Genomic DNA, 21,381 nt, shown 5'->3' on the forward strand with positions numbered 1-21,381 from the left:
TAGGTTAACTAATTATTTTCAAGGTAATGATAAACGGCCATCATTTCATGTTTATTTAACTCCCGAATACGATTGAAAATTGGAATATCTGCTACAGCATCAATATTTGAGCTTTCAGACATAACATCACTTACATTGCCAGTTAGCCAAGTTTGTACGTCAATGCCTTCGACAATTTCTTTACGCCCTTCATCATTAATGCCACTTGCGTAACAACTAACACATGGAATCGTTAACTTATAAACACCATCATGGAGTCCATCTTCTGATATGACTTTCTTTCCTTTACAGAATGGACATGGCTGACTAGCTTTTATCTTATTAATTAAAGTGACCAGCTTTTTGTATCCAAACGCTTCATAAACATAGGTCAGCTTTTTGTATTTTCCATTCGTGAAAAACTTATCAATGATGTATTCTCTGGTTTCGGTGATATTCTCAAAATCACAAATCGTAATCTGATTATTCAAGCTAATTGATTCAATACTGCCGCTAATATCGCCCCAGAATGGCAGTGCATTTTGCAATACCATTTCATAGTGTGCAAAGCTCGCTACTTCAAGTTCAAGCATTTTTAGAGCAACTTGTATTTCCCTAGGCAATAGAGAGACATCCACTGTTAGAACCATATCACCGCCGACAATAGCTTTCATTTTTTCAAGCACCTGTAATTTGCCAACGGTACTGATCACTTGATCAAGAGGTAGTCCAATGATCTCACGAATATCTGTGTCGCCAAACTTTAGCTTCTTATGATGATTTAGTACGGTTCCTTCACAGATTGGACAGGTAATCAGTATTTTGGACTGTTTAATATGCTCTTTAATAATCGCTTTTGATATCACCATGTAGTTCCCAATGATGTAATTAAAGCCTTCCCAAGTTCTTGATGCCTTGCTTGCTTTATCATAAAATGACTTTTCCCAATATCCGTACCAAAAAGTATGCTTTTCTGCATCCGTCATCTCATTATAACTCTTACTGATATCTTGTCCGAGTTCATTCTTAATCTCATCAAAGATGAATTTTATTTTGGGGAATTGATAGAATTTCAGAATATCCATTGCATCTGGATGTAACAAGCCATCCCAAAATGGCACATTTTTATCCCGAAGAACAACTTCAAAATCAAATTTTTCAATGACTCGACGTCCCTTGCAGCATGGACAATGATTGTCTTGATTATAGAAATCGAAGCTATTTGTATCTTTATTAGTTGGATGTGCCGTTACAATTTGGTTGATCAAGCCACCAATTTCATATAGAAAAGTATATTGACTATATAAGTGTCTTTCCAGATCAATGGCGATGACAGGTGCAATGGTATCTGATTCATATTCACCATATATCAAACGCGCCATAGAGGATAAGCTTTTTAAGATGCCACCTTTATAAACGTTTTCCGCATTTTTAAAGTAGGCAATTTGATTTTCTTTTAAATAGTTAATGCCATTTTGTTGACGCAGTGTTGAAGAAATCTGCAATGGGGCGACATGATCTTCACTGTTTTGCTCGAGATAATAATTTTGATGACCGACAACTTCTAGATGCTCAACAGGTTCAAGCTGTCTTTTACCAAAATCAACGATAAAATCAGAGTTTTCCAGCATATACGAGTTATGTTCAATCATCATTATGGAGACCGATTCGTCCTGAAGAATGACTCTAATGCTATCAATGAATTGATTTAGAATATTTTGTGATAACCCTTTGGAAGGCTCGTCAAAAATGAAAAGTGTATTGGGGTTTCTTGAACCTGCGAATAGCTCGGAGACTAAATGAACACATTGAAATTCACCTGTGGATAAAGACTGTGTTTTTCTTTCCAACGTTAAATAACCCAGCCCAAGCTTGATCAATAAACTTAAACGTTTATGAGCGAGGTCTTCATTTGGCAGATCATCAATAATATCTTCAATTGAGCGCTGAAAAATATCATCAATCTCTTCACTATATTTTGTGAGCTTTCTCTTAATATCAAGAAAAGTCGCAACCGTAGACCGGCTGGTAATCGATTGATTTCGATCCTGCCCCACAATCACCAGCTTATCCTTGGGATATCGCTTCACAAAATCCTTGGACATACACTCATTGACCAATGTAGATTTACCGCAGCCAGATTCCCCAGTGAACGTTACAAGTCTATTACGGGGAATCTGAATTTCGGCGATTTGAATATTACGACAGTAAAGATCATGAAAATGATAGTATTCTGTTGGTTTAGCTTGATTTATCTCTCCATTGATCGGCGCCGGACGTGGCGATTCTTCAACGATTTTCCCGCCATATTTACCACTTCCTGGCCCAAAGAACAATTGCTCGTCCGTTATGTCTAATACGGTATCCGAATGATCAATAAGCCAAATTTGATTCTTAAATCCTAGTTGTTTTATCTGCTCTAATATTTTTAAAAGGGTTTGGTGATCCAGACCCACAGAGATTTCGTCAATGATAATTACTGTATTTTCACTGGTTGCCATGAATTCTGCCAAGTAAAGTCGTGTTAACTCTCCACCTGACAAGGTACCCATTATACGATTTAAGGTTAGATAACCAATATTCATATGGATTATGTTCTTTAGAATGTTTTGTTTACCTTCACTAATGTTTAGAACTTCTGCTAGAGAAAAAATGGTTTCAATGCTTAAGTCATTAATATCGGAAATACTCTTGTCTTGGTCTAATAACTCCATTTTGTATTGTTCAGCTTCGTGATTATATCGCTTACCCTTACACTTTTTACATTCGACATTTTTAGTAGTGCCGCGACCTTTACAATCTGGGCACCAGCCTAATTCATTATTAAATGAAAAAACCTCTGGCGATAGGTTATATTGTTCAGCAATCGCAACTCGAATCTCTGTGAACACACCCGTATGTGTGCCAATGGTTGAACGAGGATTGGAAGAAATAGATGATCTCCCTAGAAAAAGTACAAGTGGCATTTCTTCCATCTGAATCGCACTGAAATTAGTCTCCATAATGTTAGGGAATAAATACTGATATTCTGCCTTTGGCAATAAAGAAACGAGACGTTTCTTGGATTCTTCGCCGATGGTTTGACAAAAGGTGGTTTTACCAGATCCGGATAAACCAGCAATCCCTAGGGATTGCTCAACTGGAAGTACTGCATCTAACTTATTAATATTGTTCGCAATCAATCGATTGATTTTCATAGTGGTATCATCTCATCTCCATTCTCTTCATTTAGTATTGCCATCATTTATTCCATTAAAAAGGGCACTTTCCATTTTCAGAAAAGCGCCCTATTCTTGAAATTACAGTTCTGCTAATACTTTTTCAAGCTGACTGCCCATATTCATCCAAGCATATTTAGCGCCCTCGATAGCACCTTGGCGAGCTTTGGTCTCTTCACTAAATCCAGATTGAGCAAGATGCAGATGAACCTTACCATCTTCCTCTTTGCTCAAAGTCCAAGTAACTGTAGTACCTTCCCCGGCACTATGCCAAGTATAGGATAATGTATGTGGCTCATCTACTACGAGAACCTCGCAATCTACAATACCATCCCACCATTCATTTGGCTCTGCACGAAATTGAAATTTATGCCCTACGACTGGTTTAAAGTCATTGCTCCAAATCCATTTCGCAAGTGTATCTGAATCCGTCAAAGCGTTCCATACCTTCTCGATGGAGCTTGTAAATTGATAATCTAAGGATACATCTGGTTTCATTATTCTTCCTCCAATAAAAGTTTTAGTTTATCGATTCTTTCTTTCCAGAAGCCTTCGTAAAAAGATACCCAATCCCGAATTTCTTTCAATGGATTGGCATTCAAACGATACCTCGTTTCTCTACCAACCTTTCGAGCAACTACAAGATCAGCCTCTTTAAGAATAGACAAGTGCTTAGATACTGCAGTACGGCCCATTTCGAAATGAATCGTGATTTCATGTAGGGGTAATTCATCAACATCAGCCAGGATTTGAAGTAATTTTCGCCTTGTTGGATCTGCAACAGCGTCATATACATCCCTCACTTGACTATTATCGTTCAAAACCACCCCCACCTTTTCCGTAATATTACCTGTAGTGTGACCGATTATACTTCATCAGTACCCAATTGGACACCATTTAGTGTCTATTTGATTATAGGACACCAAAAGGTGTCGTGTCAATAATCTTAAAATTATATTATTTATTTTTAAAGGAATACTCAGTAAAGCGGCAACACTTCTTGTTTTAGCCCTGAAAAAAGATCTCCAGATTGTTCAAAAAAGGTGTCAGGCAAATGATAGTAAGCATCTCCCATAGATACGACTTTTAATTCAGGAATGATATACATGCCCATATAGGTTCCATCCTTGAGGTTAAACTTTAACTGATACGATTTCCCTTGGGATTGCGCCTCTGCAATAGCCTCGTATTCTTTATTACTTAAATCAGCTGTTTTTGCGCTGTACAATCCATCAATGATAGACTCCACAGAAGCATGATCTGTCATTTTCTTTAACACGTCATTTCCCACATGATTAAGAACATGGATATCTTTTGCATGCTCTTTTAGATTAGACATATCCAGATATTCTTTAGCGGTCATCGTAGAATCGTTAGTCTTCGCCACGATTTCTGCCAAATAATAATGCTCCTCAACTTTAACAGCGATGCGGAATTGGGATGGGTACGTCGGAATTTCATATAACTTACCTCCAACAGCGAACGTAGACGAAAAATCCTTTTCTACAACTTCTCCTCCATTGTTCTTCCCGATCTCTTGGTTAATATCAAAATCTATGGTTCCAAGTGATTTTTCAGGCTTCATTCCTGTGAACTTAAACTGAGCACCATCACTTACGAATGCATAACGAAATCCGTTGTAATTTAAAATTTTCCGAACTCCGGTAGGAGCTGAAACTGGCGTTTGCTGCGAGATTTGTGGTGAATTCGTTAATGATGACTTTAGAGGAGATGTATAAATGGCCACTCCTAACACAAGTGCAGCACAAGCAGCCATGGTTCCCCACTTCGCATATGTTCTCTTATTAGTACGCCTCGCAGTGTTGGCCTTTTCCACCAGATTGCCGTCTACATAACCAATAGTCTTAAATAGATCTTTATTATTCATAGGATATAGCCCTCTTTCATAAGGTATAATTGGAGTTTTTTTCGTGTTCTAAAAAGAACCGATTTCGTTTTACTTTCACTTATTGAGAATCGAGTTGCGATATCAGCCAAAGAATCGGAATACCAGTAACGTCTAAGAAAAATATTCCGATGATCTTCATTAATCTTCAGCAGAAAATTGCTTATAGATTCAGCGATTTGTTCTTCCTCATATTGACTTTCGACATTGTCTGGAGAGGATAAACAATCATTTAATTCATCAAGAATCGTATCGAATGTTTTATTCCGCTTTTTGGCCATGTAATAATCGTGTTTATTTAACGCGATATTTCGTGTGATCCTCCCCAAAAAAGATGAGAGCTTAGCAGGCGTCTTCGGCGGTATCGTTTCCCACGCTCCTAGAAAGGTATCGTTCACGCATTCTTCCGAATCTTCAAAATTAGACAGAATGTTATGAGCAATCTTGGTACAATAATTTCTATATTTTTTGGATGTTTCTTCTATTGCTGTTTCCTTGCGGGCAAAGTACAGCTGTATGATTTCACTATCGTCCACTCCATCACTTCCGTTCAGTTTGATTAAGGCCTCACTTATAAAGTAAGAAAAGAAGGGTTTTGGTTGCAAAAAAGTTTTTTTCTTATGTACTAGTGCGGGAAATCATTTTATGTCTTCATAAGCTTCGACATTCAATGTCAATAATATGACGTGTGATCTTATCCTTTTGATTCCTATGAAAAAAGCCGGTGTACCCTTTAACGGGTAACACCGGCCAATATATTAAAAGTAGAAACTATAGAGGAATTGCTGTAGCTTCAAGATAGAAGCATAGACGCTCCGCGATTTCGTGAACTGACCTTCTTTTTGTTCAAATCATGCTATTCAGCCACTAACCGTTTATTGTGTAATTCCAATTTGTAAAAGATATCTTTTGCATCTGCTTCTTGTGTACCTGCTCCAACTGGTGGATGGACTACTAAGATATTATTTTCGATACTTGGTAAAGGCTCTGCTTCTGAATAAAGAAGTGTTTTCGAGACTTGTTCCTTATTTACCATTTCCAATGGGAATACATCTTCATTTTGCTTATCAATCGCGAAAATATATCCTTCCACGCCATGACCTGTTTGATATTGAGGAGTAAGGATGTAAACCTCAGCTTCTTTAAAAATCAGCTTCTCAAAGGATATTTTTTTGCTGGATGGTCGGAAAAACAAGTAATTGGGTAGTTCCATTAAGACTTTGTCCTGATCTCCCTGTCTGTAGATAATAGAGTAATTACTCTGAAACGTCTGATCACCCTCTTGTCCCATCGTGCTCGATACGACCAAATGCCCAAGTTCTTCTCTACCTTTGGCTATCATCAATAATGTTCCCTTTTCCGTTTGCTGTTCCGCCCGAATTGATTTATCCTCATTTACTGCGTCAATTACAATAGAATCCATGAGATCGTTTTTTGGAAATAAGCTAACCTCTGATGGTTTTTGTTCCTGAGTAGATGAGTTGATTTGTTGATGGTTACAGGCAACGAGTAAACTAAATGCTAAAACCGATGATGCTACTTGCAAAATAAGCTTGTTAATTGTAACCCTCTCACTTTCATTTACAGCTGGGTACAACTACTCCCGAATTACAGTCCAGTCTGTATTCATAATTGTTTTATAAACCAGGGCTTAATTAATGGTATTACCATGGCTGGTTGCATAGCTTTTGTATGATCCATTTGGCTTCCCGTTAGCACTTCAACATCCCAGCCTAAATCACACAGCTTCGTCGTATTCTTCTTTAATATCCCAGCAATATCAACGGTAACATTTCCAAAATTCTCACCATATACGATAGTATCATTTTCTCCTGCAAAAGCTAATTTTGGAAGACTAAGTAAATGGTGAATACTACGATCATCAAAAGCAGTGAGGCTCTCGTATAAGGCAACAAATTGAGCTGTTACACGGGTATCCATTGATACTTTGATGTTGTCCCAGTCTATCTCATCAGGATTCTCTGTTTCCATAGAGCTTTTTTCAGCTGCCTCATTTTGATTATTCAAAGCTTGGGTATGTGTTTTGTGAGTTACAATCAGCATCTCTTGATAGGGACCATTATAAGGCGGAAAACCTCCCATGACCAAGCTTTCCAGACGATTTGTTCTGATAGCCAATTGTAGTCCAATTAAAGCTAGCCAAGAATAACCGTAGTAGCTAAAGCTCTTAACGTTCATTTCATCAGCAATGAGGAGCAGATCCTTCACAATATGGTCTACGGTTAAGTTGTCCACTGGATGTTGAAAGAGATGACCTTCATAATCAAAATAAAGCACTTGAAACGTATCCGCGAGACCTTCAACAAAATGTTTACCTAATTCTGGATCTACGCCCCATAGCTTTAGATTTTCTGCCTCCTGATTGTATACGGATTTTTTAGCGATAGGTAACATAATGGTTGGACGATCTGATCCTCCTGTCAATCCTACTTCTATTGCTGAATGGTTGGTTAATCGTATGATTTTTTTCAAACAATCCTCTCCTTACTGTTTTATAAAAATATCATATAACATTCATGCAATCTTTCGGTTTATCCCATACTAATCCTTGATATATCTAATTAAATTAGATTTAATGTTGTTGTAGCACTTGAAGGTTTAACTTTAATGTTCTGGGGCGATGACGATTATGGGAGATAATTATACACCAACAATAATAGCTAAGAAATTAAATGTAAGTACCACTACATTAAGAAGATATGAAGATCAAGGCTTAGTTCCAGAAGTCCCGAGGACTCCTAGCAATCGCCGGTGTTATACAGACATTCATGTCCAAGCTTTTATTACGATTCGGGAACTTTTACAAGGATATGAGATTCCAGTTGTGTACGATGTGATGAGAAAGATTAAAGCTCGGCAAATTGAGGATGCACTTTGGTCAATCAATCAGGAACAGCATAATACACAAACGGAAAAGCATAGGTTAGAGGATGTGTTACGCATGTTCCGAAATGCAGATTTATCAAAATACAACGATTTAGAGGTCACAAATGCAATGACTATTGGTGAAGTTGCACAAATGGTAGGCGTTAAGCCTTCAGCCATTCGACATTGGGAACAAGAAGGCCTTATTACTTCTAACAGAAACAAAGACAACGGCTATAGGGTCTATACTGTAACGGAATTAAGAAAGATTATACTAATCAGCAGTCTAAGGAAGACCGTGTATTATATCGAGAATATGAAACAACTCCTGAATGAAATAGAGACACAAAACTATAAAAAAGTAGAAATGTCATTCGAGCTTGCGTTACAAAAATTAAATAGTCAATTAATGAAGCAGTTTTTAGGAATCGCTGAGCTTATGAAATATGTGAAATACTATTAAACTTGATAACTTGATATCAACAAACATTCTTTCCAAAAAGAAGAAAACTTAACTCAAATACCAGTGCACCTGCATCCCCCTTCTTTCGGCAAGAAGTCCTTACAGCAATAAACATATTCTGGCTCAGAATTCGATCGAAAGCATAGATTTTTTGGAACATTATTAATCCTTCTTAACATCATTTATAAGAACGCAAAAAACTCCTCCCTTAAGGGACGGAGTTGATTTCGCGTTACCACCCTGATGGGTGTATTCATGAATACACCCTCTCTTTTATCGTCTAATAACGATGCTCCCTTGTAACGGCAGAATCCCGGAACTATTTAGACAGCCGCTAGTTTATTGAACTAACGTTCCCCGTTAGCTTAATCATAATTCCCAAAATGAAGGAGGAACTGTTTTTATTGTATCTACTTTATACACCCTCATATCCCTTAAAAAAATCATTATTAAGCGTTTCTAATCTCTTCATCAGCAATAAAATTGAAGTAAATATAACTTATATACTTATATAAATTAATTAGTAATTTAGATTCATGTTAAATAAAGTTTATATTTTGTTTGATTTAATTAAAGTGATGTGTTACTGTATTAATGAGAAAGGAGGGGGAACATGCCATGGATATAAAAAAAGTGCCTAACTGGATATTATCCTTGGAAAATGAGGACTTAGAATTCATAAAAAATTTAGTTCTCAAATCAGGTTCTTTGAAAGAAATCGCAAAAGTATATGAAGTGTCATATCCAACAGTAAGGATTAAGCTCGATAGATTGATCGAGAAAATAAAAATCAATGACGCTATAGATAATGAGGACTTCATCAAATTCATCAAAAAACTATCGATTGATGATCGCATAAACGTAGAGGACGCAAAACTGATCATTGAAAAATATAAACAAGAAAGGAAAGAATAATAATGGATGATTTATACAGACTTTTGGTTATAGTCGGGATATTAGCGGTTCAATACTTTTTTTCAACCAGGAACAACGTTTATTGGGGATCAGTTATACCAGTAGCCTATATTGTGTTTTTAATATGGATGTTTGTTACTAATCGTATCGAAAACACTTTAGGTTTTATCCTTTATCTACTATTAGGGTTGCTTTTCCTTATTGCAGAATGGAGTGCAGGAAGAAAGTCCCTTAGCCAGAAGAGAAAAAAAGAATTGGATAAGATAAAGACTCACGACTTAAAATAGTTTGTATTCAGAAGAAATCAAAGAATGGTCATCTCCTAGAATTAGATGATCATTCTTGTCATGTAAATTCAACTATCCTGCCCGTTAGCCATACATGCAGCGCAAGCGCCGCACCACAGATGATGAAAATGGGTAAAATCAGTCAATACTACTACTACGGCTGGCGAAGAAGGTCGATGAGCTATGGTGCCTTAGAGCCCATCCCTTAGTCTGACTCCAACGACCCCGGTGCATCACAGATTGTCGCTCCCTTTCGGGAAGCACTCATGGGAGATTAATCCTACTCTGGTTTTTGCACCAGCCTAGTCTTTAGTGATTGTAGAACGAAGTTTGTTGTTTTTCTGTCTGCCTAACTTTATTTAAGTACACATAAGGCTCAGCCTTTTTTTAAAAAGTGTCTTTCTGGGTCTTCTTTCTTATGTTCTTTTTCTAGTTTTGAGCTATTTTAATTTTCATGGGAGCTCAAAAACTTGTCTGAGATCGGAATTAAATGCTGCCAACGACACAAATTTCAAAATAGGTGGACTCCGCCTCTACCGGAAATTTTCTACACACTCATGCAGAAAGGCATTTAGCGTGCGTGGCTCTCTGCCGAGCAAGCGCTTCACAGTGTCATTTGGACTTTCTGGCACCACCGTAGACATGGTTTGAATTTCCACAACGTGGTTCGCGAGCCAAGGAGGCATATGGCCGTACTCGATAAGATTACGTAGTAGTACTTGGGGTTCCATGTTGATGTAGCTTATCGGCCGATTAAGCAGGGCGGACAGTTGACTCGCGATCTGGGGATAACTGAAAATCTCCGAACCAGTAAGCGTATATATTTGGCCTGATACCTCGCGGTTGGTCAGAACTTCTGCAGCAACATCAGCGATATCGCGACAGTCAATGAAGTTACACGGTGAATCGCCCATGGAGCCGAAGAAAACATTTTGGGTTGTGATCGTTGGTGCAAGGCGCATTAAGTTTTGCATGAACGCATAAGGGCGCAACACGGTGTGGGTGAGACCCGATTCCCTCAGCGTTTTCTCGATTTCTTGATGCCAGCCAGCCACTGCCACTGGAGAACTCTGCTCAAAAGCAGGGCTGGATATTTTTACGATGTGTTTGATTCCGGATTCAGCGGCAATCTGAATGATTGAAGTTTCCAATTCAATTTGTCTTGGACTGTTGGACATGGCAAGGAAGAGCTGGCTAGCACCTGCAAACGCGCAGCGCAGCGATTCGGGGTCGGAAGCATCCGCCAATGCGACCTCGATAGTCGAGCGGCCTTTTTCTCCGATCTGATCACGCAACTTCTCTGGCTCTCTGCTCAGCGCCCTGACGGGTAAGCCAAGATCAACCAAACGTTCCAAAAGCGCACTGCCTATCGTACCTGTTGCTCCCATAATAACTATCATTTTTTATCTTCTCCTTTTGGATGAAAAATTTGTTGCGACGGCAAGACGCCACCGCCATGTCACTATCGTACTTGCTATGAATCCAGACAAGGGGAAATCGGTCCAGACACGACCGACCCAGGCCAAGTCATTGCTCGGAATCATAATTTCTAGTAAACCAGATGTCGCCCATGCGGCGAATAGGCCAAACGAGGACCCGGCCAATGCGAACACCCCTACCACAACCAAGTGAGGTGCACCGATGACCCATCCCAAATGGCCCACTCGGCTGCGCAACAAAAGGCCAATCATCAAGGCCATCAAGGCCGATGCAGTGCCGATTGTGGTCAATGCCCCTATTTGAAGCCCCCTATCGGAAGTAACCAATCCCCCGATACCTGCCATGATGGCAGGAGCAGCATAGGCCATTACAACTTCGCGCCATAGTACAAAAGTCTTTTTCTTGGAACCAACAGCCTTGATACCGTAAACATCATCTGTCTGATTCTGGTATTTCATCTGGTTCATTTAGTTGCTCCCTTCTTCTTTGAAATAGTTCAACGATTGCTTTCAGTGAGCTATAATTAGGCACCTAACTATATAAGAGTAAAAATAGGCTAGCTTCACTAGCCCATTCTACTCATTACTGATGTTTCCCTTTGGTTTCGAGACAAGTTCGCCCGTAAGTGCTGAGATGCCTTGTGTAACTCGGCCTAGCAAGTCGAGAAATACGCTGCGCTCATCAATACTGAGTAAGCCCACCATTGCTTCCAGCCGAGCGAAATGCTCAGGAGCCATTTCACGGAGCTTCTTCGCTCCTTCTTCCGTCAAAATGACCGATCTCTGACGGCCATCGTCTGAGCTTGATCGCCGAGAAACTAGACCATCTCGTTCAAGAATGTCGATAAGACCAGTCACTGTAGCACGTGTAACCCCTAGATGCTCCGCTAATTGCGAAGGCAACTCTTCTCCTTCGTTATCTTCAAGATCTGCCAATAAACGATATCGCCCTGTTGATAAACCGAATCTAGAGAAATGAATTTCCGAGGCATGTCCAAGCTTGGCTCCCGCTGCCATTAGCCTAGACGCGACGAGTATAGCCTGTGCGTCTATGTCTAGGTTATAGCGATCAATCTGACGCTTGGATTGTACAAGCGAGGGAATAGCATCGATGTCATTTATTATTTTATTATTGTTGTTCATATATATAGTATGGCTCCTAATTACTTTTGTGTCAACACATTTTTATAACACATCAACACCTCGGCTTTTCCGAAAAAGCTGCTTCTCATTGATGCCACTACGATGACTGTTGGGAAAATGCGTTTGCCCTGGGCTCCTTATCACGATGAACGTGCAGGTATCAAACTTCATGTGGCCTTGCGGGCTGAAACAGTGCAACCTCTAAACGTCATGGAAACGATCGGATCCAGACATGACAGGCCGGTAAGTGAGCATTTAGAACATCCCGACTATATTATGGTAATGGATCGAGCTTACGAAAAGTTGGAGCGTTTGGATCGTTACAAAACAGACAAGCAATCCTTTGTTATTCGGCTTCGGGACTTTGAAGATAGAGAAATACGCGTTGTTACGGATTTGATGCAAGTAACACCAGAACAAATCGCTCAAATCTATAAAGCTCACTAGCAGATTGAAGTGTTCTTTCGCTGGATCAAACAACATTTGAATATTCCTAAGTTATTTGGCACGACAGAAAACGCAGTATATGGCAAACTATTAGTGGCTTTAATGGTCTATGTGCTGTTTAAATGGCTTTTTGATTCGGCCAAGCATGCGTTACCTCGCCACGCTATTACGCATATTCTGGATGCGCTTTGTACTTGAGGAGAGCGATACATTGAGAATAATTACCCGGATAAAACAGCTGTATTATTGAGCTCAGATGAATTAGATTATGAGATCAGCCAAAAGTACCCGGTTAAGATTTAGCCAATTTAATGATATCCTTGCTCTCCAGAATAGATTTATCATATCCTTTTGTAACAGTATGAATCATTGCAATACCAAGCTCCTTTAAAGACACAGTAAAGTTTGGAAATAGTCTTCTTAGAATAGGATATAGCCACATCAATGCATAATAAGATTTATGCGTATTTTTTAATCCCTTTATTGGATGGATGTAGGCAGGGCGAAACATGTACGCTTTTTTGAAAGGCAGCTGCATGAGGTGATTTTCTGTCTTGCCCTCCACTCTTGCCCACATCCTTTTTCCTAATTCTGTACTATCCGTTCCCATTCCGGAAACATAGCAGAATACCATATCTGGATTCAAGCTTGAAAGTATGCCTGCCACATGCATTGTAAGATCATACGAGAAGCGCGCGAACTCTGCCTCCTTCAAACCAACAGAGCTTACACCCAAACAAAAGTAGCATGCATTATAGTTACTTAATTGAGACTTTATTGCAGATAAATCAAAAAAATCTTTGTGGATGATTTCAGTTAATTTGGGATGTGAAACGCCGCATGGTTTGCGGTTAATCACTAAAACGTGTTCCACATCAGGATGCTGCAGGCATTCATGTAATACACCCTCGCCAACCATCCCCGTAACTCCTGTAATTATCGCTCTTATTTTCACGATGGATCCCTCCTTTTTCTCAATTAAATTGTTATTAACCAATTCGTCTGTCCATAGTGAAGCTTGGCTCCCGCTGCCATTAGCCTAGACGCGACGAGTATAGCCTGTGCGTCTATGTCTAGGTTATAGCGATCAATCTGACGCTTGGATTGTAGAAGCGAGGGAATAGAGTCAATGTCATTTATTATTGTTGTTCATATATAGTATGGTACCTAACTACTTTTGTGTCAACACATTGTTATAACACATCAACACCCCGCCTTTCTTCATATCTGGAACTGTATTCCTCCTCGGTTACATTCATGAAGTACGTTTCGATTCCTTCAATCCTCTAAAATTTGCAGATTCTTAGCTGTCCAACGCTGAGAATCAACTATACTCGGGAACTCGAATAGGTCGAATGCAACTTTTTGACCCTCTTTAAGAAACCGAAAGCCGTTCGGTAACCTAATAGGGTCTGGTAGTATTTCGCTAAAGTGAACAAAAACATGGTTACCGTCCTGCCCGTCTAGCATTATCCGTCCGTAACCTTTATCTTCTTTGAACCATTTGACCATTCCACATCTTCTTTCCGCCATTTAAGCACCTCCTCTGTCACTTTATTAAGTATCATGGAGATTGAGCTTTTTTTCCCCGCTTCCGACGCATAAAAAACAGATGCCGTTCTTAATGTGAAGGTGAGGACTTGGCCATGACTTTGACAAAACGTAAGATATTGCAGGGGTACAGCCTTGAAGCACAAGTCGAAGAAGTTAAGGCCAAATGTCGGCAGGAATCCAGGAAGTTTCCAGTAACGATGACGTACATCGGAGCTTCCGATGTGACGCCGTAAACATTTGTCAATTCCACTGTTGATTCACCGACTGGAATGTCCCGCGTCGTCTACGACATCACGAGCAAGCCGCCGGCGACGATCGAATGGGAGTAATGGAAGAAACTCCGAAAACCCATTACATTCAAGGGTTCTCGGAGTTCTTTTTTTAGAGTTCAACCCTGCGTAGGGCTGGTCTTCATTTCATAGATTTTTTGGAGCGTATGGACACGCTTCGTCTTCTCGTCATCGTCCTCTGTGTGGAGATACCACTCCACAAGCCTGTACCCGAATATGAGAAGGATCATTTCGAAGACGCAATTATCGGCGATAGGGGATGCATCTGCATACTCCGAAAAACCTTTGTAATACGCAGGGACACATCGTTGGTAGTATTCGACCATGTGATCGATATCCTGATGATGTTTTTAAATGTTAATGTTGGCAACTCGCAATAGGCTCTACTATCAGAATATGGGTCAATAAGTTCAACCCTCATAGTCACACCTCTTATTCATGCACTACTTTCTTCAATAGTTCAACATTGATTTCGAACTATCCTGCATATTAGTTGAACAAAGGCAGTCGATTCACTGATCGGCTGCCTTTATGTCGTAATTGAGCTATCGTGTCCCGTTAGCGTAATGACTTTCCATATTTTTTTTTCCAATTATCACTCCACTCTTTATAACTTAATCCTGTTACTTCCTCCAAGGTTTTACCATCCAGTGAATAACATCCTCCGTCGCTATCGTTATCAGGAAATGAATAGCCACCGATAACTTCACTCTTGGAAAGCATGATATAAACATTTATTTTCGATTTATATATCTTTTCCAACGGATGGTTTTGAACTGTGTAGCCATATATTTTTATGACTTTCCCAAAATATTTTTCTGGTTCTACCTTTTGAACGCCCCAAGTCTGTTGAAAAGGTATTGATTCTGTACTTTCGAAAAGTTTGCTCTTTTCTAAAGTATAGCTATAAACTTCGCCTTTGTAGGTGATATCTTTATAACCTTGAGCCATAACGTATTGTTCGGCTATTTTTTCATCACCTGTGACTTCATTGTTACATCCAACAAGAATTAATAACATCAAACCAATCAAAATACCGAAATTTAAATATCTCAATTTAAACGTCCCCCAACATGGAGAAATCCTCCTAATATCTAGACGGAATCGAAGTAAATGAAGTTGCGTTAAACTGCCCAATAGTTGAACAACAAGAGGAGCAGCTGCCGCGGCACTCTGCTCCACTATCGTGTCCCGTTAGTTGAATAGTCGAAAGTATTAATTATTCAATCTTTAACTTATATATAGGTTGCTGGTAAGTATTTTCTTGGTTTTGGCTTATAAACCCCGCCTTCTCATATAAATCAATAGCTTTCTCGTTTTCTTTTTCTACTGTTAAAGATATAACCTTACATTTACGGTGTTTTTCTTTTATATATTCAATAATTTTATTTAGAGCCTGTTTTCCGTACCCTTTACCTTGAAGTTCCTTATCAATCTGAAATCCACCAATCCAATAATTTTCCTCACTGTTTGGTGTATAGCTAATATAAAACGCACCAATAATTCTATTGTTTTCATATAAAACGTAAGGGTCCAAAGCCTCATCCCAAGGTTTTATATAAGCAAACGCAAGTGATTCTGCAATATTTGGAACAAAAGATTTTTGGCTTTCGTGTACTGATAGTTCAAATGCTTCTTCCCAATTGTTCTTTGTGATTTCTTTAATACAAATATCATACATTTACTTTCGTCCCCCAATACTTCAAATAATTATATTTTACAACATGAATCAAAATTCTCTTAAACTAAACTGAGTCGTTCCAAAATTAAAATAGGCAACCAAATCTGATCGCCTTATTAAATTAAGCTGAAGCTCATCACCAGGTAATCCCCTAATTCCCCAATTTGATTTAAGAGTCTCGATGATTGTTATTTCAATATCTTGTGGGGAAATTCTTAGTTCTTGTTGGATGTGTTCAAAAAGCGACCGTATCAAATGTTTTTTCGATTCCACCGAACGCCCTTCAAATATACTTAGTTCAATTATGGTATATGCTTCTGTACGATCGGGGGCATAATGAAAATCTTCCCTATCCATTGGAAAAAAACGATGGAATTTTTTATCGGCGGGTAATTTAAATGCTTCAACTACACATGTATGAATTACCTCCGAAAACCTTTCCTTTATTGGGTTTAAATTTTCCTTCAAACCAAAAATTTTCACTTGAGCCATGCTCCTCATCTCACCTTTCTCTTCTCAACTTTTCTCGACTATTTTCGGGTACAACCAAATTATAACAGTTACTTTCAGACTATAAAACCCGTCTGCCCGTTAGCGTAATAAAGGCTACCGATTAAATTAATCGGCAGCACAGCTGGTGTTTATTGTGCTATCGTGTCCCGTTAGCCCTACATGCAGCGCAAGCGCTGCACCACAGATGATGAAAATATTTGTATTTGTTAATACTTCTACTATGGCTGGGAGAGGAAGGTCGATAAGCTATGGTGCCTACGAGCCCATCCGTTAGTCTGACTCCAACGATCACGGTGCATCACAGATTGTCGCTCCCTTTCGGGAAGCACTCATGGGAGATTAATCCTACTCTGATTGTTGCACCAGCCTCTTACCTAATTTAGCCGTAGAGAGGATACTTGAAAGTGGAAATCGTAGTTGAACGGGCATGTGGTATGGATATCCATAAGGATAACATTACCGCATGTATTCTAACGTCTAATGGAAAGGAGATTCAATCGTTTCCGACTAAAACAGTGTTTCTTTTACAATTAATTGACTGGATTAAACAACATGAATGCACTCACGTCGCTATGGAAAGTACAGGTGTATTTTGGAAGCCTATTGTAAATTTGCTTGAAGCTGAAGGCGTAGAATTTTTAGTAGTGAATGCCCAGCATATGAAAGCTTTGCCTGGACGTAAAACAGTTGTCAAAGACTCCGAATGGATTGCAAAGCTTCTTCGTCATGGGTTACTTAAAGCAAGTTTCATTCCAGATCGAAATCAACGGGAGCTTCGAGAACTTGTTCGTTACCGTCGGAGTATTATCGAAGAACGAGCTAGACAACATAACCGAATTCAAAAAGTGTTAGAAGGAGCCAATATTAAACTCAGCTCTGTTGTCTCTGATATTATGGGGGTCTCCTCTCGTGATATGCTTCATGCTATTGCTGATGGTGAAGATGATCCTGAGAAACTAGCGAACTTTGCTAGACGCACCATGAAACGAAAGAAGGATGACCTTGAACTTGCTTTACACGGCTATGTAAACCCTCATCAACGCTTGATGATTAAGACTATTTTAACTCACATTGATTTTTAAAGTGAACAAATCACAGTGCTAGACCAGGAAGTCGCTACGAGGGTTGTTCCATTTTCTGACGATGTCGAACGTTTAGATTCAATTCCTGGAATAGCCACTCGAATGGCAGAACAAATCTTAGCCGAAATTGGGACCAACATTAAGAAGCAGTTTCCCAGTGCTGCGCATTTATGCTCATGGGCTGGACTTGTGCCTGGGCATAACGAAAGTGCAGGAAAAAGAAAATCTGCTAAATCTAAAAACGGAAACAAATATTTGAAGTCCGCCTTAGTGGAAGCAGCCCATTCCTTATCAGCCTCAAAGAACTATCTTGGTGCCATGTACAGACGAACAGCGGCAAGAAAAGGAAGAAAAAGGGCTGCAATCTCTGTCGCGCATGCTATGTTGAGAATAGCCTACTATTTGTTGACTCGTGAAGAAATGTACGTGGATCTAGGCGAAGATTACTTTGACAAGCAGAAGCAACAATCTATTGTGAAATACGCAGTTCGAAGACTAGAAAACTTAGGTTATTCTGTAACTATTGCAGAAGTCTCCTAATTCATTAAGACACCCATATTCTTATTTCGGATGCTGTGACATTCAAAAAAATGAATGGACTGCGTCTTATTTACTTTGCCTCTTTACAGTTACTGCAGATTTAATTTTCATGGGAGTTTAATAAAAAAGAGCAGGATACGAAGCACCTACTCATCATTGTGTGTTATTGAGCTAACGTTTCCCGTTAGTTTAAAAAATAATCATCCTTCAATTTCAGTTACATTAACCCCGTCTAATTTTACATCAAGAGTTATAACAACTGGACCTTCTGGTGGGTTATGAGGACCTACTTATGAAAAGACCATAATTGTTTTTGCGAAAATTTGTGAATGGAGTTTTTGTTTTTCATCCATGTATTTCCTTTCACTATTAAAATATAAACAGCTATGGCAAAATAAATTGCACTCCAAATCCAGTCTGAGAGGGTTATTAAATGATGCTCATATAAGTAGTTGATGTACCAGATCCCCACCGGTAAATGTACAATAATTGCGGAGACTAATCCTGGATTATACATCCTTTTTGCTCTTATATTAATGACGACTCCATGGAAAATGATTTGGAAAAAGCCCATTAAAACAGGTGCCATCCCCAGCCATACTACTGACGGGAAGAATACAGGGAGCAAGTAGAACACATAGGCGATGACCACATTAATAATCATTGCCGACTGTTTATTTAATGGATAGTTGTTAGGGGATTCACTTTTAAAAAGGGCTATATTGAATATGCCTGGAAAGTACCCTGGCCAGCGGTATTCCTCAAACTGATGAAGAAGGATCGCCACAAAGCTTAACCATAATATGCTGTTTATCCGCGGTATTGTTTCCCAATTCATTAGAAGATACATGCATATAACAATGCCAATGAATAGTCCTATATCCTGCCAATATTTTCTCAAAAAATTCATTTAATCACCTCAATCTGAGTTTATTAATGAAAGTATCTTGCAAAGAGCAAGTCAATCTGTTCCTCTATAGGTGCAATCTTCACGGAAGCTCCTGTTTCTAGAATAGGACTCATAAGTGCCGGTAGAAAAAGCGCTCCAAAAATCTGCATCGTCATGGTCATCAGGTGCTCTGGCTGCTGTTCATCGGTTAACTCTCTTAAAGTATTTTGTATCTTAGGAAACCCCAATAGATTCAAAAATGATCCATATTCATGCTGGGAGGAGAAAACGGTATTGCCCATCAGGATGATTCTGGAGAGCAATTCGGGATATTGACGGATCACTTGCAAATAATCTAGTAAAAATTGCTTCAATCTATCCCGTGAGGGTATAGAGAAATCGTCAAGTATGGCAAAGGTATGCTGAAAGCTGTTCAATATCAATTTGATGGACTCGCTAAACAAGTTTTCTTTGGACCCAAAGTAATAGTTAACTAGAGCGACATTCGTGCTTGAGGCTTCTGCAATTTTTTTTATAGTGATCCTTTCAAAGCCTTCTTGTTTGGTCAACTCCAGTGTGGCACGCATAATCTTCTCTTTTGTTTCCAACTTTTTGTCTGTCTCCATAGGCAACCTCCAAGTATATTTACCCTGATTTAAACAACATTTTAAATAACGTTTTAAATGACGTTTAAACTTATTATAGCAATATTTTTCCTTTTTGCAACTTTTATTTATCCGGAATCAAACCAAGTCTCAAAGTCTCATTGTGACTATCCTGCCCGTTAGTTTAATAATAAAAGGAGCTACCCTATAGGAAGCTCCTCCACTATCGTTTCAAGTTTGTTTAACAATCTAGATTTCTGCACGCCGTGACCGTTTATCTAATGTCCATGAGCAAGGATGTTGATAAGTTTGCCAAATGGGTCGCGGACATAGAATCGCCGAACACCCCAAGGCTCATCGACAGGTCCATATTCTATCGTATATCCAGCACTCTTCATACGTTCAAACACTGCATCGACATCATCAACTTCAATCGATAGATCAGGAGTAGGCGTATTGGAGCCGCCCTGTGATGCGAAGCTTATTTGAATGTTCTCCTTCCCCAGTAAGCCGTATGTTTCAATCCAACCATGATCCATCAATAAATCAAGCTCGAGTACGTCCTGGTAAAAGCTTTTTGCTGCCGAAACATTCTGCGTTTTAATATTTGTGACAATTCGTTTTACACTCATTCTCAGACCTCAATTCTAATGGTATACTTTTTTAATTTTATTCAATGATCCTGTCCGTGAGCGGAATATCCGATTTTTATATCCAATCTTCGAAATGATCTGTTACAAACCTAATCTCACTCTCATAGTGGGCCAAGTGACCCTCATCAACCATTTTCTGAAAGGCAGGATTCCCATCAGCAGCACCATTTCTCAACGTATCACACAGTACTATCAAACGTTGTATAATCCACTGTCGCAGATTATTTGGGACGGGAATTCCATAAGCTTCAAAAAACAAATGAATTCGCCGACGTCGCTCTACGGCATGTATTTCACATTGGTATGCTACTATGGTTCCAGAAGTATGGTCAGGTGCAAAACTCGCAAGTGGAACAGATGTGTAAAGGGTGTACGCAATGTCCCACATACGCGGACCTGGACCTGCCATGTCAAAATCAATGAGCGCCACAGGAGCCTCCTTTTGAAAGACAACATTATACAATGCTGCGTCATTATGACAGATCACTTCATGTTCGGCATCATCGGCATAGCTAAGCTGCCATCTGTCCTCCATATTGGACCTGAACACTGTAGTCACATCATGGAAACGACGTATAAGGTGTGCCAGACCCACAAGCGTTTCGTCCGTCCACATATACGGTTCAAGGTTTGGATAATTATTCCCTGGAACTTCTCCAGAAATAAATGTCAATATTTCACGACCAGAATCATCGATTCCGAGGAATTTTGGTGCTCCCTCATAGCCCTGTTGTTCCAAGTGTTTGAGTAGTTCATGAACATTCGGACTCCAATAACCTATAGGGCGGCGAACAGTGTTCGCCATACGGACTATATGATTTACATTACCGCCTTTTAACACTTCTTCCTTAGTCATTAGGTTCATTCCTTTTCTTTTCAGTGCATTACCTG

24 protein-coding genes and 4 pseudogenes are annotated in these 21,381 nt (G+C 39.3%); 7 read left to right on the forward strand and 21 right to left on the reverse strand.

Annotation, left to right across the window (positions count from 1 at the left end; translation table 11 throughout):
* Positions 1-8 precede the first annotated feature (8 nt).
* The 7 genes from MKX35_RS19475 to MKX35_RS19505 form a co-directional block, all read right to left on the reverse strand.
* Entirely contained in the window at positions 9-3,176 is a 3,168-nt protein-coding gene (locus MKX35_RS19475; RefSeq protein ID WP_076299729.1) for an ATP-binding cassette domain-containing protein, read from the reverse strand.
* A gap of 102 nt (positions 3,177-3,278) precedes the next feature.
* Complete coding sequence (locus tag MKX35_RS19480; protein ID WP_076299728.1) at positions 3,279-3,695, reverse strand: SRPBCC family protein; 417 nt, start codon at positions 3,693-3,695, stop codon at positions 3,279-3,281.
* Positions 3,695-4,024 carry an ArsR/SmtB family transcription factor gene (locus MKX35_RS19485; protein ID WP_371915753.1) on the reverse strand — a complete coding sequence of 110 codons (330 nt, stop codon included), beginning with the start codon at positions 4,022-4,024 and terminating at the stop codon, positions 3,695-3,697. Before MKX35_RS19485 ends, MKX35_RS19480 begins: the two co-directional genes overlap by 1 nt.
* A 152-nt stretch (positions 4,025-4,176) precedes the next feature.
* Positions 4,177-5,085, reverse strand: coding sequence for a hypothetical protein (locus MKX35_RS19490; protein WP_256716321.1), 909 nt, complete (start codon positions 5,083-5,085; stop codon positions 4,177-4,179).
* Positions 5,082-5,708: an RNA polymerase sigma factor gene (locus MKX35_RS19495; RefSeq protein ID WP_341044399.1), complete on the reverse strand. Its 627-nt coding sequence runs from the start codon at positions 5,706-5,708 to the stop codon at positions 5,082-5,084. The genes MKX35_RS19490 and MKX35_RS19495 overlap by 4 nt, the downstream gene beginning before the upstream one ends.
* 251 nt (positions 5,709-5,959) lie before the next feature.
* Positions 5,960-6,649 carry a hypothetical protein gene (locus MKX35_RS19500; RefSeq protein ID WP_143759486.1) on the reverse strand — a complete coding sequence of 230 codons (690 nt, stop codon included), beginning with the start codon at positions 6,647-6,649 and terminating at the stop codon, positions 5,960-5,962.
* Between the two features lie 80 nt (positions 6,650-6,729).
* Entirely contained in the window at positions 6,730-7,596 is an 867-nt protein-coding gene (locus MKX35_RS19505) for an alpha/beta fold hydrolase (protein ID WP_076299726.1), read from the reverse strand.
* A 157-nt stretch (positions 7,597-7,753) separates the two neighbouring features.
* Here MKX35_RS19505 and MKX35_RS19510 point away from each other — a divergent pair, with 157 nt between their 5' ends.
* From MKX35_RS19510 to MKX35_RS19520, 3 genes are all read left to right on the forward strand, one after another.
* Positions 7,754-8,452, forward strand: coding sequence for a MerR family DNA-binding transcriptional regulator (locus tag MKX35_RS19510; protein ID WP_076299725.1), 699 nt, complete (start codon positions 7,754-7,756; stop codon positions 8,450-8,452).
* 618 nt (positions 8,453-9,070) lie between these two features.
* Complete coding sequence (locus MKX35_RS19515; protein WP_076287105.1) at positions 9,071-9,367, forward strand: DUF2089 family protein; 297 nt, start codon at positions 9,071-9,073, stop codon at positions 9,365-9,367.
* 2 nt (positions 9,368-9,369) lie between these two features.
* Positions 9,370-9,654, forward strand: a complete 285-nt coding sequence (locus MKX35_RS19520) for a hypothetical protein (protein WP_076287106.1) — start codon at positions 9,370-9,372, stop codon at positions 9,652-9,654.
* A 533-nt stretch (positions 9,655-10,187) separates the two neighbouring features.
* Here the strand turns inward: MKX35_RS19520 and MKX35_RS19525 are convergent.
* The 3 genes from MKX35_RS19525 to MKX35_RS19535 form a co-directional block, all read right to left on the reverse strand.
* Positions 10,188-11,054, reverse strand: coding sequence for an SDR family oxidoreductase (locus MKX35_RS19525; protein ID WP_076287107.1), 867 nt, complete (start codon positions 11,052-11,054; stop codon positions 10,188-10,190).
* A gap of 3 nt (positions 11,055-11,057) precedes the next feature.
* A complete protein-coding gene (locus tag MKX35_RS19530; protein ID WP_179086706.1) occupies positions 11,058-11,561 on the reverse strand; it encodes a hypothetical protein in 504 nt (167 codons plus the stop codon).
* A gap of 108 nt (positions 11,562-11,669) precedes the next feature.
* Positions 11,670-12,236, reverse strand: a complete 567-nt coding sequence (locus MKX35_RS19535; protein ID WP_149645603.1) for a MarR family winged helix-turn-helix transcriptional regulator — start codon at positions 12,234-12,236, stop codon at positions 11,670-11,672.
* Between the two features lie 78 nt (positions 12,237-12,314).
* Here MKX35_RS19535 and MKX35_RS19540 point away from each other — a divergent pair, with 78 nt between their 5' ends.
* Positions 12,315-12,683: a transposase gene (locus tag MKX35_RS19540; protein WP_256716443.1), complete on the forward strand. Its 369-nt coding sequence runs from the start codon at positions 12,315-12,317 to the stop codon at positions 12,681-12,683.
* A 292-nt stretch (positions 12,684-12,975) separates the two neighbouring features.
* Here the strand turns inward: MKX35_RS19540 and MKX35_RS19545 are convergent, their stop codons facing one another.
* The 3 genes and pseudogenes from MKX35_RS19545 to MKX35_RS19555 form a co-directional block, all read right to left on the reverse strand.
* Positions 12,976-13,638: an NAD-dependent epimerase/dehydratase family protein gene (locus tag MKX35_RS19545; RefSeq protein WP_076286956.1), complete on the reverse strand. Its 663-nt coding sequence runs from the start codon at positions 13,636-13,638 to the stop codon at positions 12,976-12,978.
* 59 nt (positions 13,639-13,697) lie between these two features.
* Positions 13,698-13,826 (reverse strand): annotated as a pseudogene (locus MKX35_RS19550) (MarR family transcriptional regulator); the annotation flags it as partial.
* Between the two features lie 135 nt (positions 13,827-13,961).
* Complete coding sequence (locus MKX35_RS19555; protein ID WP_076301118.1) at positions 13,962-14,216, reverse strand: cold-shock protein; 255 nt, start codon at positions 14,214-14,216, stop codon at positions 13,962-13,964.
* A 113-nt stretch (positions 14,217-14,329) separates the two neighbouring features.
* On the opposite strand from MKX35_RS19555, the gene MKX35_RS19560 reads away from it, so the two are divergent.
* Together MKX35_RS19560 and MKX35_RS31930 are read left to right on the forward strand one after the other, a co-directional pair.
* Positions 14,330-14,470, forward strand: coding sequence for a hypothetical protein (locus MKX35_RS19560; protein WP_179085873.1), 141 nt, complete (start codon positions 14,330-14,332; stop codon positions 14,468-14,470).
* A 27-nt stretch (positions 14,471-14,497) separates the two neighbouring features.
* A pseudogene (locus MKX35_RS31930) lies at positions 14,498-14,566 on the forward strand (GMP synthase (glutamine-hydrolyzing)); the annotation flags it as partial.
* Positions 14,567-14,625: 59 nt separating this feature from the next.
* Here MKX35_RS31930 and MKX35_RS19565 read toward each other — a convergent pair.
* The 4 genes and pseudogenes from MKX35_RS19565 to MKX35_RS19580 all read right to left on the reverse strand — a co-directional run.
* Positions 14,626-14,865: pseudogene (locus MKX35_RS19565) on the reverse strand (aminoglycoside phosphotransferase family protein); the annotation flags it as partial.
* A gap of 220 nt (positions 14,866-15,085) precedes the next feature.
* Entirely contained in the window at positions 15,086-15,583 is a 498-nt protein-coding gene (locus MKX35_RS19570; protein WP_076301117.1) for a hypothetical protein, read from the reverse strand.
* A 163-nt stretch (positions 15,584-15,746) separates the two neighbouring features.
* A complete protein-coding gene (locus MKX35_RS19575; protein ID WP_076286962.1) occupies positions 15,747-16,208 on the reverse strand; it encodes a GNAT family N-acetyltransferase in 462 nt (153 codons plus the stop codon).
* Positions 16,209-16,256: 48 nt separating this feature from the next.
* On the reverse strand, positions 16,257-16,700 hold the full coding sequence (locus MKX35_RS19580) for a tautomerase family protein (protein WP_081383103.1): 444 nt from the start codon (positions 16,698-16,700) through the stop codon (positions 16,257-16,259).
* A gap of 425 nt (positions 16,701-17,125) precedes the next feature.
* Between MKX35_RS19580 and MKX35_RS19585 the strand changes: the two are divergent.
* Positions 17,126-18,343, forward strand: a pseudogene (locus tag MKX35_RS19585) (IS110 family transposase).
* Positions 18,344-18,629: 286 nt separating this feature from the next.
* Here the strand turns inward: MKX35_RS19585 and MKX35_RS19590 are convergent.
* The 4 genes from MKX35_RS19590 to MKX35_RS19605 all read right to left on the reverse strand — a co-directional run bounded on the left by MKX35_RS19590 (position 18,630) and on the right by MKX35_RS19605 (position 21,346).
* Positions 18,630-19,253 (reverse strand): HXXEE domain-containing protein, encoded by a 624-nt coding sequence (locus MKX35_RS19590; RefSeq protein ID WP_076286964.1) that lies wholly within the window; start codon positions 19,251-19,253, stop codon positions 18,630-18,632.
* 23 nt (positions 19,254-19,276) lie between these two features.
* A complete protein-coding gene (locus tag MKX35_RS19595; protein WP_076286965.1) occupies positions 19,277-19,858 on the reverse strand; it encodes a TetR/AcrR family transcriptional regulator in 582 nt (193 codons plus the stop codon).
* Positions 19,859-20,115: 257 nt separating this feature from the next.
* The gene (locus MKX35_RS19600) at positions 20,116-20,469 is read right to left on the reverse strand and encodes a VOC family protein (RefSeq protein WP_042188233.1); all 354 of its coding nucleotides are present in this window, start codon (positions 20,467-20,469) and stop codon (positions 20,116-20,118) included.
* Between the two features lie 76 nt (positions 20,470-20,545).
* Positions 20,546-21,346 (reverse strand): phosphotransferase, encoded by an 801-nt coding sequence (locus MKX35_RS19605; RefSeq protein WP_081383102.1) that lies wholly within the window; start codon positions 21,344-21,346, stop codon positions 20,546-20,548.
* Positions 21,347-21,381: the final 35 nt, after the last annotated feature.

The organism is Paenibacillus sp. FSL R5-0923, from assembly GCF_038009145.1.
GTDB lineage: Bacteria > Bacillota > Bacilli > Paenibacillales > Paenibacillaceae > Paenibacillus_AQ.